Origin of the sequence: Serinicoccus kebangsaanensis (assembly GCF_008919445.1) — a bacterium.
Lineage (GTDB): Bacteria > Actinomycetota > Actinomycetes > Actinomycetales > Dermatophilaceae > Ornithinicoccus > Ornithinicoccus kebangsaanensis.
Genome location: NZ_VSLG01000005.1, coordinates 138,540 through 151,952, shown reverse-complemented (window position 1 = coordinate 151,952; position 13,413 = coordinate 138,540). Strand labels below are relative to the sequence as shown.

Sequence of the window (13,413 nt, the reverse complement as noted above, 5' to 3'; positions counted from 1 at the left end):
CCACCCCGCCCGACACCGGACGGGGCTGCAGGAGGCCCGCCGGAGGCTCAGCCGACGTAGAAGCGGTCCAGCTCGTCCTTGTACTTCGCCGTGACGGCCCGCCGCTTGAGCTTCATGCTGGGGGTGAGGTCGCCGTCCTCGATGGACAGGTCGTGGTCCAGGATGTGGAACTGCTTGATCTGCTCGTGCCGGGCCAGCTGCTGGTTCAGTTGGTCGACATAGCCCTGCACCATCTCCCGGGCGGCGGGCGAGGTGACGATCTGGGCATACGAGTCACCGGCCATGTCGTTCTTGGCCCCCCACGCCGTGACGGCGTCCGGGTCGAGCGTGATGAGGGCCGACACGAAGTTGCGTCCGTCACCCTCCACGATGAGCTGGCTCGCGTAGGGGCAGATGCCCTTGAAGAGGGACTCGATGCGGGAGGGGGCGACGTACTTGCCCCCGGAGGTCTTGAACAGGTCCTTCTTGCGGTCGGTGATCCGGACGTAGCCGTCCTCGTCGATCTCGGCGATGTCGCCCGTGGCCAGCCACCCGTCCACCAGCGCCTCGGAGGTCGCGTCGTCGTTCTGGTGGTAGCCGGTCATGACGCCCGGCCCGCGCATCATCAGCTCCCCGTCGTCCGCGACCCGCACCTCGGTCCCGGGCAGCGGCCATCCCACGGTGCCGATCCTGTTGACGCCGTCGCGCGGTCGGTTCACGATCGAGGCCGCGCTGGACTCGGTGAGGCCATACCCCTCGATGATCATCAGGCCCATGGCGTCGAACCACCGGGCGATGTCGTGGTTCAGCGCGGCGGACCCGGAGATGAAGAAGCGGATGCGACCGCCGAAGCGCTCGCGGATCTTGGACAGCACCAGCTTGTCCGCCACGCCGTGCTTGGCCTTGAGCAGACCGCCCGGCTCGCCGCCGGCGGCACGGATCTCCGCCACCTGCTTGCCCACCCCGCTGGCCCAGCCGAAGAGCTTCTCCTTGACCCCTCCCTCGTCGGCCATCATCGTGGTGATCCGACCGTAGGCCTTCTCGAAGATGCGCGGAGCCGCTCCCATGAACGTCGGCTTGACGACGGCGAGGTTCTCGACGATCTTGTCCACCCGTCCGTCGACCGCCGTCGGGAAGCCCATCTGCAGCGGCAGCACCAGCAGGCACTTGCCGAAGACGTGCGCCAACGGGAGCCAGAGATACTGCAGGTCGTCCGGCCCCAGCAGGTCCACCGCGTCGACGCCGGCGCCCTCGTAGGTCCACGCCGAGTGCGGCAGCCGCACGCCCTTGGGTCGCCCGGTGGTGCCGGAGGTGTAGATGATGGTGGCGAGGTGCTCCGGCGTCAGACCGTCGATCCTGGCGTCGACCACGCCGGGCTCCGCCTCCAGCCGGGCCCGGCCCAGCTCCTCCAGCTCCGCCAGCGTGATCACGTCGCCGCCGTCGCCCGTGCCGTCGATGACGACGATCTTCAGGACCTCGCCCAGCTGGGCGCGGTGCTCCAGCACCTTGGCGACCTGCTCGTCGTCCTCGGCCACGACGACGCGGCTGCCCGAGTCGGTGATGATGAAGGCGACGTCCTCGGAGAGGGTCGTGGGGTAGATCGTCGTGGTCGCCGCGCCGGCGCACATCACCGCCAGGTCCACGATCACCCACTCGATGCGGGTGGAGCACGCCAGGGCGACCCGCTCCTCCGGCTGCACCCCGAGCTCCACCAGCCCGGCCGCCAGCGCGTAGGCGCGCTCCCCCGTCTGCGCCCAGGTGAGCGTCGGCCAGCTCTCGCCCTCGGGGTAGAGGAAGGCGTCCGTGTCCGGGGTTGCGGCGACCCGGTCCCGGAAGAGGTGGCCCACGCTCGGGACACGGTTCTCGATCAGGGCGAGATCTGGCTTCTCATCGGTGAGACGAGCCACGGCAACTCCTCAAGTCGTATGGGCCTGCGGATGCTCATCTTGGCAGGTCCACCGGCACCGGCCAAGAGGAACCCCTGGACCGCTCGCGCCCGCTGGCGCAGGCCAGCAGCCCGAGGGCGAGCCAGCAGGCCAGCATCGAGGACCCGCCGTAGGACAGGAAGGGCAGCGGCAGCCCGGTCACCGGCATCAGGCCGAGGTTCATCCCGACGTTCTGGAAGGTCTGGAAGGCGAACCACGAGGCCACCCCCACCGCGAGCAGCCGGCCGAAGGGGTCCTCGCACCGCAGCGCGACCACCAGGGCACGGACGACGAGGAAGCCCAGGAGCAGCAGGAGGCCGAGAGCACCGAGGAAGCCCAGCTCCTCCCCGGCGACCGAGAAGATGAAGTCGGTGTACTGGAACGGGATGAACCCGCCCTGGGTCTGCGGCCCCTCACCCAGGCCGGTCCCGGACCACCCACCGGAACCGATGGCGAGCCGGGCCTGCCTGGTCTGGTAGCCGATGCCCTCCGGGTCGAGAGCCGGGTCGCGGAAGGCCAGGAGCCGGTCCACCTGGTAGGGGTCGAGCAGGGGGACCCTGATCGCCGCGACCACGGCGGTGGCTGCTCCGCCGAGTGCAGCGGCGGTCCAGCCCCAGGGCGCCCCCGAGGCGGCCACCACCCCGATGGTGAGCACACCCAGCACCAGCGCGCTGCCCAGGTCCGGCTGCAGCATGATCAGCCCGATCGGGACCGCGGCCAGCACCCAGGCCGGCAGGACCTCGCGCCAGCCCGGCCGGGCATACGCCTCCCGGCCCTCGGCCAGGATCATGGCGAGCCCGATCACCAGCCCGATCTTGGCCAGCTCGGCCGGCTGCAGCGAGAATCCGCCGGGCAGGAACAGCCAGGACCGCGAGCCGTTCACCGTCTGGCCCAGGGGGCTCAGCACCGAGGCCAGGCCCAGCAGCCCGGCGAGGTAGATCCAGGGAGCGGTCGCGCGCAGCCACCGCACGTCCACCCCGATGAGCGCGAGCGCCAGCACCACGCCCACCCCGGTGTTGACCAGGTGCCGCACCGCCAGCGCGGGTCCCGCCCAGGTATGCGTCGCCGACCAGACCAGCAGCGCCCCGACCAGGCTCAGCCCGAGCCCCGCCACGAAGGGAGCCCAGTCGGTCCGCAGGTAGCGCTCCCGCACCGACCGCTATCCCCCGCTCAGCAGCGCACGGCTGCGGTCCACGTCGTCGGCCATCTGCGCGGTGAGCTCGTCCACGGACCCGAAGCGCACGTTGCCACGGAGCCGACTGACGAAGTCGACCCAGACGGTCTCGCCGTAGAGGTCGAGGTCGGTCCGGTCCAGCACGTAGGCCTCGACGCTGCGCTCCAGCACGTCGTCGAAGGTGGGGTTGGTGCCGACCGAGATCGCTGCGGGGAGGCGGCGGTCCGGGTCGGACGGGGGACGTCCGGGACGCTCGAGCCACCCGGCGTAGACACCGTCCGCCGGCACCATGCCCACGCGGTCGGGGCCGAGGTTGGCGGTGGGATATCCGAGCTCACGGCCCCGGTGATGACCGTGCACCACGGTGCCGGACACCCGGTGGAGCCGGTCGAGGATCCTCGACGCCTCGGTCATGTCACCGTCCGCGATCGCCTGGCGCAAGGAGGTGGAGGACCAGGTGCGCTGACCGTGGGCGAGCGCACCGGCGGTGTGCTGCACCACCACGTCGAAACCGTGCATCTCCCCCAGCTCACGCATGGTGCCGACGTCTCCGGAGTTGCCGAGCCCGAAGCGGGTGTCCTGGCCGACGACCACGGCATCGGCGTGCAGCGCGTCGACGAAGGTCTCGACGACGAAGTCCTCCGGCGAGAGGCGGGCATACTCCACGGTGAACTCGATGACCACGACCCCGTCCAGTCCGGCCTCCTCCAGCAGGTCGAGACGGTGCTCCAGGCCGGCGATCTCCTTGGGGGCGCGGTCCGGGTGCAGCACGGCGACGGGGTGGGGCTCGAAGGTGACGGCCACGGCCGCCAGTCCGCGCTCGCGGGCCAGGGTGGTCACCGTCTCCAGCACCGCGCGGTGCCCGCGGTGGACACCGTCGAAGTTGCCGAGGGTGGCGACCGTCGGCCCGAGGTCTGCCGGCACGTCCTGCAGGCTGGTCCAACGATGCACGGGCGTCACTCTAACTCTCGCCGGCCGGGGCGAGGACCACGTGGGCACGCGCCCGCTCGGCGGTCTCGTCCAGGATCGCGACCAGCCGTCCGTCCGGGCCGAAGGCGGCGACCGGGTCGGGTCGACCGGGCCGCTCGGACCGGACGCGCTGGCCGTAGCCCAGCGCGCGCGCCTCGGCCTCGTCGAGCTCGCGAGCCACCAGCGAGGCCCGGGCCGCGGCGGCGAGCGGGACCAGGTGCGCCGCCGCACCGTCCGCCTCGAGCCGGGGCAGGGGAACCGCCAGGTCCAGACCCAGACCACCCACCCTCGACCGCCTCAGCTGCGTCAGGTGCCCGCCGACACCCAACGCCTCCCCGAGGTCCCGCGCCAGGGCGCGCACGTACGTGCCGGACGACACCTCCACCTCGACGTCCACGTCCAGGTGCGGACCCACCCGGCGGGCGCCCAGCACGTCGAAGCGGCGCACCGCCACCGGCCTGGCCCGCAGCTGCACGTCCTCCCCCGACCGCACCCGGGCGTAGGACCGCACCCCGTCGACCTTGATCGCGCTCACCGCGCTCGGGACCTGCTGGATGTCGCCGGTCAGGGCGCCGACCGCCGCCCGGAGGTCCTCGGTGCTCACCCCGGAGGCATCGGCGCCGGCCACGACCTCCCCCTCGGCGTCGTCGGTGAGGGTGCTCTGCCCCAGCCGGATCGTGGCGGCATAGGCCTTGTCGTGGCCGACCAGGAAGGTCAGCAGCTTGGTGCCGCGACCGACGCCGAGCACGAGGACACCGGTCGCCATGGGGTCCAGCGTGCCGGCGTGGCCCACCCTGCGGGTGCGGCACAGCCGTCGCGCCCGCGCGACCACGTCGTGGCTGGTCCACCCGCCCGGTTTGTCGACGACCAGCAGGCCGTCACCCACCGGCGGCAGGCCGGCACCGCTCATCGCGCTCCGGCGACGTCCGGCCCGTCGTCGGCCTCGTCGTCGTCGACGCGGGGCTTGCGGTAGGGGTCGGCCTCCCCGGCGTAGGTCGAGGCGCCACGGGTCGCCGCCAGCTCGGCGTCGCGGGCGGCGACGCGGCGCAGCAGGTCATCCATGTGCTGGGCGTCCTCCGGCAGCGCGTCGAGGATGAACTCGAGGGTGGGTGTCAGCCGGATGCCCAGGCCCTTGCCGACGAACGACCGCAGCCGTCCGCGGTAGTTCTCCAGGATCTCGGCCGCCGTCTCCCGGTCCTCGTCGCCGCCCAGCACCGTGTAGAACACACTGGCGTGCTGCAGGTCTCCGGTGACCCTGACGTCGGTGATGGTGACGAAGCCGACCCGCTCGTCCTTGACGACCTGGGACAGGCCCTGCGTCACCAGCTGCTTGGTGCGCTCGGCGATGCGTCGGGCGCGTGCCTGGTCAACCATGACTCCTCCTGGCTTCGGTCCGGCGAGCCAGACCAGTGTAGGAACGGACGCGGCCCGATCCGTCGGGGACCGGGCCGCGTCGATGTCGCCACCTCAGGTGCGGGGGATCTCCCGCATCTCGTAGGTGGTGATGAGGTCATCGCCCTGGATGTCGTTGAACGACCCGAGGTTGACACCGCACTCGAAGCCCTCGCGGACCTCGGTGACGTCGTCCTTGAACCGCCGCAGGCCGGCGATCTGCAGGCCCTCGGTGATCACGACGCCGTCACGCGTGATCCGCGCCTTCGCGCCGCGCCGGATCTCGCCGCTGCGGACCATGCAGCCCGCGACGTTGCCGAACTTCGAGCTGCGGAAGATCTCCCGGACCTCCGCGGTGCCGGTCTCGACCTCCTCGTACTCGGGCTTGAGCATGCCCTTCAGGGCGTTCTCGATGTCCTCGATGGCCTGGTAGATCACCGAGTAGTAGCGGATCTCCACGCCTTCCTTGTCCGCGTAGTCGGCGTTCTGCCCCTCCGCGCGGACGTTGAAGCCCAGGATGATGGCGTCCGAGGCGACGGCGAGGTTGATGTTGTTCATCGTGATCGCGCCGACACCACGGTCGATGATCCGCAGGTCCACCTCGTCGCCGACGTCGATCTGCAGCAGCGCGTCCTCCAGCGCCTCCACCGAACCGGACACGTCGCCCTTGAGGATGAGGTTGAGCGTCTCGACCTTGCCCTGCGCCAACGCCTGGTTGAGGTCCTCCAGGCTGATCCGCTTGCGGGACTTGGCGAGCGCGGCCTGCCGGTCGGCGGCCTCCCGCTTCTCGGCGATCTGACGCGCGGTCCGGTCGTCCGGCGGCACCACGAAGGTGTCGCCGGCGCGGGCCACGGTGTCCAGACCGAGCACCTGCACCGGTCGGGACGGGGTGGCCTCCGACACGTTGTTGCCGTGCTCGTCGAGCATGGCCCGCACGCGTCCGTGGCTGGCACCGGTGACGATGGCGTCACCGACGCGCAGCGTGCCCTGCTGCACCAGCACGGTCGCGACCGCGCCACGGCCCTTGTCGAGGTTGGCCTCGATGGCGACGCCGCGGGCGTCCTTGTCCGGGTTGGCACGCAGGTCGAGCGCCGCATCGGCCGTCAGCAGCACGGCGTCGAGCAGCTCGTCGATGTTGAGCTGGTTCTTCGCCGAGACGTCCACGAACATCGTCTCGCCGCCGTACTCCTCGGCGATGAGGTTGTACTCCGTCAGCTGCCCGCGCACCTTGGCCGCATCTGCGCCGTCGACGTCGATCTTGTTGACCGCGACCACGATCGGCACGTCCGCCGCCTGGGCGTGGTTGAGCGCCTCGATGGTCTGCGGCATGACGCCGTCGTCGGCGGCGACGACGAGGATCGCGATGTCGGTGACCTTCGCACCTCGGGCACGCATGGCGGTGAACGCCTCGTGACCCGGGGTGTCGATGAAGGTGATCGCGCGGTCCTCGCCCTCGTGCTCGGTGTGCACCTGGTAGGCACCGATGTGCTGGGTGATGCCACCCGCCTCGTCGGCACCCACGTCCGCCTGCCGGATGGCGTCCAGCAGACGGGTCTTGCCGTGGTCGACGTGACCCATGACGGTCACGACCGGCGGGCGCGCCTCGAGGTCCTCGTCGGACTCGGCGTCCGCCTCGGCCTCGAGGTCGATGTTGAAGGAGCTGAGCAGCTCACGCTCCTCCTCCTCGGGCGAGACCACACGGATGGTGTAGTCCAGCTCGGCGCCGAGGACGCCGAAGGTGTCCTCGTCCAGGGACTGGGTGGCGGTCGCCATCTCGCCGAGGTGGAAGAGCACGGTCACCAGCGATGCCGGGTCGACGTTGATCTTGTCGGCGAAGTCGGTGAGCGAGGCGCCACGACGCACGGTGATGGTCGCGCCGTTGCCGCGCGGGATGCTGACGCCGCCGATGGCGGGCGCCTGCATCTGCTCGAACTCCTGGCGCTTGGCCCGCTTCGACTTGCGTCCCCGGACCTTGCCGCCACCGCGGCCGAAGGCACCCTGGGTGCCGCCGCGACCCCGGGGGCCGCCGCCACGTCCGCCGCCGGGCCCGCGGAAGCCACCGCCGGGGGGGCCACCGCCGGGGCCGCCGCCGCCCGGTCGACCGCGGCCTCCGCCGCGGGTCGGCCGCTCACCCGGACGAGGTACCGCGGCACGCTCGGGCATCATGCCCGGGTTCGGGCGCGGACCGCCCGGACGCGGACCGGCCGCGCCGGCACCCTGCCGGCCACCGGGACGCTCGGCGCCCCGGCTGCCGCCGGGTCGCGGCATACCCTGGCTGGTCGCGAACGGGTTGTTGCCCGGACGCGGGGCGCCGGAACGATCTCCCGAGCCACCGCGGCGTCCGCGGGACTGACCCATGCCCTGGTTCGAGCTGAACGGGTTGTTGCCCGGCCGGGGACCGGGCTTGGCACCGGGTCGGGGGCCCTTCGGGGTGGCCTCCGCCGCCGGGGTCTCAGGGGTCGGCTCCTCGGGCTTCTGCGTGGTGGGCTGCGGCGTGGCGGGCTCCGACGGGGCCTGCTCGGGAGCTCCGGCGCTCGTGTCCGGGGCGGCCGGGGTCGGCGTCGCGGCCGGACCCGGCTTCGGCGCGGCCGGCTTCTTCGGCGCGCTGCTGGCGGGAGTCTTCGGCGCCGCTGCCTTCGGCTTCGAGGCGGCAGCGGGCGGGTTCTCCCGGATCTTGCGGATGACCGGGGGCTCGATGGTCGACGAGGCCGACCTCACGAACTCTCCCTGGTCCTTCAGGTGGGCGAGCAGCTCCTTGCTCTCGACCCCGAGCTCCTTGGCGAGCTCGTAAACCCTGAGCTTTGGCACGGTGTGGTGTCTCCTTGGTGTTGGCGCCACGACCGTGACCCGCTCAGGGGCGGTCGTGACTACTGCTGGTGGGTGCTCATTGCTGAGTACTCATCGGGTGCTCATCAGCGTCAAACCCGCTTCCGGTTTCCTCGATGGCAGACCGGACGGCCTGCCTGTCGTGCTCCTCCCGGACCGGTTGGCCCAGGACATACCTCAACCCTGTTGCCGCGGGCGCCATTCCCGCACCTCGCTGACGTCGATCGCACCCGGTGCGCCGAGGCGCAGGGCGCGGGCGAAAGCCCGACGAGCGACCGCCAGCTCCATGCATCCCGGATCCGGGTGCACATAGGCACCACGCCCCGGGAGGCGACGCCGCTCGTCCAGCACGATGCGCCACGATGAGTCGGCGCGATCCTGTCGAGCGACGAACCGCAGCAACGCGGACTGGTCGGCCCGGTTCCGGCACCCCACGCACGTGCGCACGGGTGTCCGTGCTTCGTGTGCAGGGGCGACCGCTCCGGTCCGAGGGTCCACTTTACACGCCGGAGTCGGTGCCGAGGGCCTCGGCCTCGCCCTCGACCTGCTCCTCCGTGTCGGCCCGGATGTCGATCTTCCACCCGGTCAGCCGGTTGGCCAGGCGGGCGTTCTGCCCCTCCCGTCCGATCGCCAGGGAGAGCTGGTAGTCGGGGACCACCACGCGCACCTGCTTCGCCCGGGTGTCCACGACCCGGGCGGAGGAGACACGTGCCGGCGACAGGGCTGCCGCGACGAACTGGGCCGGGTCCTCCGCGTAGTCGACGATGTCGATCTTCTCGCCCTGCAGCTCGGCCATGACGGCGCGCACCCGCTGCCCCATCGGCCCGATGCAGGCGCCCTTGGCGTTCACGCCGGGGACCGTCGAGTGGACGGCGATCTTGGTGCGGTGTCCGGCCTCCCGCGCGATGGCATGGATCTGCACGGTGCCGTCGGCGATCTCGGGCACCTCCAGCGCGAAGAGGCGTCGCACCAGGTTCGGGTGGGTGCGCGAGAGCAGGATCTGCGGGCCGCGCATACCCCGCTTGGCACTCACCACGAAGCAGCGCAGCCGCTGGCCGTGCTCGTAGGCCTCGCCCGGGACCTGCTCGGAGACCGGGAGCTCGCCCTCCACGGTCCCGAAGTCGACCAGGATCCGTCGCGGGTCGTTCGACTGCTGGATGATCCCGGACACGATGTCGCCCTCACGTCCACGGAAGTCGCCGAGGACGGCGTCGTCCTCCAGGTCGCGCATCCGCTGGGCGATCACCTGCCGCCCGGTGGCGGCGGCCACCCGCCCGAAGCCCTCGGGCGTGTCGTCGTACTCCGGGCCGGGCTCCCCGCGGGTCCCGTCCTCGAGCACCGGGGCGTCCTCCCGCGCCCACACCGTGACGTGACCGGACTTGCGGTCCAGCTCCACCCGGGCCTCGCGGGCGTGCCCGTCGACCCTCTGGTATGCCGAGAGCAGCGCCTGCTCGATCGCCTCGACGATGACGTCCATCGGGATCTCACGCTCGCGCTCGAGCATCCTCAGCGCGGCCATGTCGATGTCCATCATGCGTCCTTTCCGTCGGGTCGGGTGAACTCCACCTGCACCTGCGCCTTCGCCACGTCGTCCACGGCGATGGGCTCGGGCTGGTCCTCGAGCCGGAGGTGGTCGGGGCCCGCCTCGAGGAGACGGGCCGTCACAGCGCTGCCGTCCTCGCGGGTCAGCCTCACCAGCCGCCCGACGTTGCGCCGGAACTGGTCGGGCGTGGTCAGGGGCCGGTCCAGACCGGCCGAGCTGACCTCGAGGGTGTAGGACCGCTCCCCCATGACGTCGGAGCCGTCGAGGGCCTCGGAGACCGCGCGGGTGGCGGCGGAGACCTCGTCCAGGCTCAGCGGCGCCACCGGGGAGGTGGTGTCGTCCGGGGCCAGCCCGGACACGTCGCGGGCGAGGAGCACCCGGACCAGCCGGCGTCGGCCGGCCTCCTGCACGGTCACGGCATCGACGACGACATCGAGGTCGGTGTCCAGGAGTGCCGCTGAGGTGTGCTGCGTGATCGTCGCGGCCGCTGCGCGGGCGTCCATGCGGTGCTCCTCATCTTCTGCTGTCGACGTCGGCCCTGGGCACCTCAAGGTGCCCGTGACGGTGCCGCCCGGGGCCACACACCCTACCGTCTGGGAAGATGACCGTCATGCCCTCCGGTCCCCCCTCCCGCCGCGCCCTCGTGCGGGCCGGGCTGTGGGTCACGGTGGCCGGCGCGCTCACCGGCTGCAGCGGCGACCGGCTGCGGACCCCGTGGTCCCCCGACCCTGGTGAGGAGGAACGGTCCGGCCCGCAGCCGCCCGACCTGGCGCTGATCCGGTCCGCGCGGGAGCGGTTGCGCACCTACTCCGGCGCCCTGGAGCAGGTCCGGCCCACCGACCACCAGGAGTCGCTGGTGCGTTCGCTGGGCGACCTCTGGTCGGTGCAGGCCGAGCGGCTGGACGCCCTGCTGGTGGCCCTGGGGTCCCCTGCGACGCAGACGTCCGACCCCACCTCCGGGACAGCAGGACCGGACGCGGCGAGCAGCACGACCGGAGCCGCCCTGGACGCACTGGAGGTGGGACGCCTGCTCCGGGGAGACCGTGAGGCGGTGGTCGCGGACCTCGCCGGGTCGACCGCGACGAACCGGGCCGTGCTGATGTCGCTGGCCGCCCAGCACCTGCTCAGCGCCGACCGGCTCGGCGCCGGCAGCACGTGGCCCGCGCTCAGCGGCCCGACCGGGACCGCCGCGGTCCCCGTCCTGTCCGCCACGCGTCCCGCGGTCTTCGCGCTCGAGGTGGTGGCGGCACGGTCCGGGGGCGAGGAGCGGGAGAGCTACGAATCCGTCCTCGCACCGCTGCGCGGGGTGACTCGCTCGCTGACCACCCTGGCCGGTGACGCCGCACCCGTGCCACCCCTGGGCTACGACCTGCCGGAGCCGCTGGCGAGCCGCGAGGACCGGCGTGCGCTGGCCCGGTCGGTGGTCCTGGACATCGCCCCGGCGGTGCTCCGCGTGGTGGACCGGGCCGGGGCGGCACCGGAGCAGGTGGACTCCTACCTCCGGCTGACGGTGGAAGCGACCTCCTGGAGCCTGGAGCTGGGCGCGGACGAGGCGCCCTTCCCCGGCATGACGCTGCCCTGAGCATCAGCGGGGCGATGCTCCGCGCACGGTCGAGGTCGAGAGCCGTGGCCTGCCGTTGCACACTGGCAGGCATGCCGAACCGCCTGGCCGCCACGACGTCCCCCTATCTGCTCCAGCACGCGGACAACCCGGTGGACTGGTGGGAGTGGGGCGAGGACGCCTTCGCCGAGGCCGACCGGCGTGGGGTCCCGGTCCTGCTCAGCGTGGGGTATGCCGCCTGCCACTGGTGCCACGTGATGGCGCACGAGTCCTTCGAGGACGACGAGGTCGCCCAGGTGCTGGCCGACGGGTACGTCGCGGTCAAGGTGGACCGGGAGGAGCGCCCGGACGTCGATGCCGCCTACATGGGGGCCCTGACCGCGCTCACCGGCCACGGCGGCTGGCCGATGACCTGCCTGCTGACGCCCGACGGGGCCCCGTTCTGGGCCGGGACCTACCTGCCGCGCGAGCAGTTCCTCGCCCTGCTGCGCGCCGCCGCGCAGCAGTGGGCGGCGGACCGGGAGCGGATGGAGCAGGGCGGGCAGGAGATCGTGGCCCGGCTCTCGGCCGCCCAGGCCTCGGCGCGGGCTGCGCGGGGCGGCGCGGAGATCGACCTGGACGCGGCGGTGCGCACCCTGGACGGGGAGTTCGACCCCCAGTGGGGCGGCTTCGGCGGCGCACCGAAGTTCCCGCCGTCGATGGTCCTCGCGTTCCTCCTCCGGCACCACGGCCGGACCCGCGACGCACGGTCGGTGGAGATGGTGCGGCACACCTGCGAGCAGCTGGCGCGGTCGGGGACCTACGACCAGGTCGGCGGCGGCTTCGCCCGGTATGCCGTGGACCGCGCGTGGGTGGTGCCGCACTTCGAGAAGATGCTCTACGACAACGCCCTGCTGCTCGGGGTCTACACCGACCTCGCCCGCACCGACACCGGGTCCCGGCCCTGGGCCGAGCGCGTCGTCCGGGAGACGGTGGAGTGGCTGGTCCGGGAGATGTGGACCGAGCAGGAGGCCTTCGCCAGCTCGCTGGACGCCGACTCCGACGGGGTGGAGGGTGCCACCTACGTCTGGACCCGCGAGGAGCTCGGGCGGACCCTCGGCCCCGAGGACGGAGAACGGGCGGCGGACCTGCTCGGGGTCACCTCCGCGGGCACCTTCGAGCACGGCACCTCGACCCTCCAGCTGCGTCAGGACCCGGAGGATCCCGCCTGGTGGTCGCGGGTCCGGCAGCGTCTGGACGTGGCCCGGAGCCTGCGGCCCCAGCCCGGCCGGGACGACAAGGTCGTCACCGCCTGGAACGGTCTGCTCATCGGCTCCCTGGCACACGCCGGGTGGGTCTTCGACGAGGAGGACTGGGTCGACCTGGCGGCCCGGTGCGCGCGCTTCCTCCTGGGCACGCACGTCGTCGACGGGCGGCTGCGCCGCTGCTCGCGGGACGGCACCGTCGGCGCCGCCCCCGCCGTGGCCGAGGACTACGGCAACCTCGCCGACGGGCTGCTCGCGCTGCACCGCGCCACCGGCGACCGGGTCTGGCTGGACGAGGCCGGCACCCTGCTGCAGCGCGCCGTCGACCTGTTCCACGACGACCAGGGCGGCGTCTCCGCCACCGGCCGGGACGCCGAGCCGCTCGTGCTGCGCCCGGACCCCACGGGGGACAACGCCGAGCCTGGTGGCCTGTCGTCGTTGGCGGTGGCGCTGGCGCGGCACGGCGCCCAGGCCGGGCGCGCCGAGCACCTCGAGCTCGCGGCGGGTGCGCTCGACCAGGTCTCCCGGCTGGCGCACGACGCTCCGCGGTTCGCCGGATGGGCGCTGGTCGCGGCGGGGGAGCTGGCCACCGGCCCCTCGCTCGTCCGCCTGTCCGAGCAGCCCGCGTCGGCAGCCGAGGACCCGCTGGTCGAGGCGCTGCGTCGCGGGCCGGTCGGGACGTTGGTGGTGGACGGCGACCCGGAGGTCCCGCAGCGCGAAGGTCGTCGCTCCGCGGTGCTCTGCCGGGGGACGGTGTGCGGTCTCCCGACGACAGACCCGGACTCCCTCCCGAGATGAGG

At 72.5% G+C, this 13,413-nt stretch carries 11 protein-coding genes; 2 read left to right on the top strand and 9 right to left on the bottom strand.

Annotated elements, in window-relative coordinates; genetic code table 11:
• Positions 1 to 47 precede the first annotated feature (47 nt).
• The 9 genes from FXF60_RS08040 to rimP form a co-directional block, all read right to left on the bottom strand.
• Positions 48 to 1,886 carry an AMP-dependent synthetase/ligase gene (locus FXF60_RS08040; protein WP_151525315.1) on the bottom strand — a complete coding sequence of 613 codons (1,839 nt, stop codon included), beginning with the start codon at positions 1,884 to 1,886 and terminating at the stop codon, positions 48 to 50.
• Positions 1,887 to 1,920: 34 nt separating this feature from the next.
• Positions 1,921 to 3,057 carry a rod shape-determining protein RodA gene (gene rodA / locus FXF60_RS08035; protein ID WP_151525313.1) on the bottom strand — a complete coding sequence of 379 codons (1,137 nt, stop codon included), beginning with the start codon at positions 3,055 to 3,057 and terminating at the stop codon, positions 1,921 to 1,923.
• A 6-nt stretch (positions 3,058 to 3,063) separates the two neighbouring features.
• On the bottom strand, positions 3,064 to 4,029 hold the full coding sequence (locus FXF60_RS08030; protein ID WP_151525311.1) for a bifunctional riboflavin kinase/FAD synthetase: 966 nt from the start codon (positions 4,027 to 4,029) through the stop codon (positions 3,064 to 3,066).
• Positions 4,030 to 4,039: 10 nt separating this feature from the next.
• Positions 4,040 to 4,957 carry a tRNA pseudouridine(55) synthase TruB gene (gene truB / locus FXF60_RS08025; RefSeq protein ID WP_151525309.1) on the bottom strand — a complete coding sequence of 306 codons (918 nt, stop codon included), beginning with the start codon at positions 4,955 to 4,957 and terminating at the stop codon, positions 4,040 to 4,042.
• On the bottom strand, positions 4,954 to 5,421 hold the full coding sequence (rbfA, locus tag FXF60_RS08020; RefSeq protein WP_151525307.1) for a 30S ribosome-binding factor RbfA: 468 nt from the start codon (positions 5,419 to 5,421) through the stop codon (positions 4,954 to 4,956). Before rbfA ends, truB begins: the two co-directional genes overlap by 4 nt.
• Before the next feature lie 93 nt (positions 5,422 to 5,514).
• Positions 5,515 to 8,247 (bottom strand): translation initiation factor IF-2, encoded by a 2,733-nt coding sequence (gene infB, locus FXF60_RS08015; RefSeq protein ID WP_151525305.1) that lies wholly within the window; start codon positions 8,245 to 8,247, stop codon positions 5,515 to 5,517.
• Positions 8,248 to 8,442: 195 nt separating this feature from the next.
• Positions 8,443 to 8,700: a YlxR family protein gene (locus tag FXF60_RS08010; RefSeq protein ID WP_238335769.1), complete on the bottom strand. Its 258-nt coding sequence runs from the start codon at positions 8,698 to 8,700 to the stop codon at positions 8,443 to 8,445.
• Between the two features lie 64 nt (positions 8,701 to 8,764).
• On the bottom strand, positions 8,765 to 9,796 hold the full coding sequence (nusA, locus tag FXF60_RS08005; RefSeq protein ID WP_151525369.1) for a transcription termination factor NusA: 1,032 nt from the start codon (positions 9,794 to 9,796) through the stop codon (positions 8,765 to 8,767).
• On the bottom strand, positions 9,796 to 10,311 hold the full coding sequence (gene rimP / locus FXF60_RS08000; protein ID WP_151525300.1) for a ribosome maturation factor RimP: 516 nt from the start codon (positions 10,309 to 10,311) through the stop codon (positions 9,796 to 9,798). Before rimP ends, nusA begins: the two co-directional genes overlap by 1 nt.
• Before the next feature lie 107 nt (positions 10,312 to 10,418).
• Between rimP and FXF60_RS07995 the strand changes: the two genes are divergently transcribed.
• Both FXF60_RS07995 and FXF60_RS07990 read left to right on the top strand, forming a co-directional pair.
• A complete protein-coding gene (locus FXF60_RS07995) occupies positions 10,419 to 11,390 on the top strand; it encodes a ferritin family protein (protein WP_202879588.1) in 972 nt (323 codons plus the stop codon).
• A gap of 71 nt (positions 11,391 to 11,461) precedes the next feature.
• Positions 11,462 to 13,411 carry a thioredoxin domain-containing protein gene (locus FXF60_RS07990; protein WP_151525295.1) on the top strand — a complete coding sequence of 650 codons (1,950 nt, stop codon included), beginning with the start codon at positions 11,462 to 11,464 and terminating at the stop codon, positions 13,409 to 13,411.
• The last annotated feature ends 2 nt before the right edge of the window (positions 13,412 to 13,413 follow it).

Excerpts from the sequence above, each read along its gene's own strand:
- truB (WP_151525309.1), bottom strand. The coding sequence starts at position 4,957 with ATGAGCGGTGCCGGCCTGCCGCCGGTGGGTGACGGCCTGCTGGTCGTC.
- rbfA (WP_151525307.1), bottom strand. The coding sequence starts at position 5,421 with ATGGTTGACCAGGCACGCGCCCGACGCATCGCCGAGCGCACCAAGCAG.
- nusA (WP_151525369.1), bottom strand. The coding sequence starts at position 9,796 with ATGGACATCGACATGGCCGCGCTGAGGATGCTCGAGCGCGAGCGTGAG.
- rimP (WP_151525300.1), bottom strand. The coding sequence starts at position 10,311 with ATGGACGCCCGCGCAGCGGCCGCGACGATCACGCAGCACACCTCAGCG.
- FXF60_RS07995 (WP_202879588.1), top strand. The coding sequence starts at position 10,419 with ATGCCCTCCGGTCCCCCCTCCCGCCGCGCCCTCGTGCGGGCCGGGCTG.
- FXF60_RS07990 (WP_151525295.1), top strand. The coding sequence starts at position 11,462 with ATGCCGAACCGCCTGGCCGCCACGACGTCCCCCTATCTGCTCCAGCAC.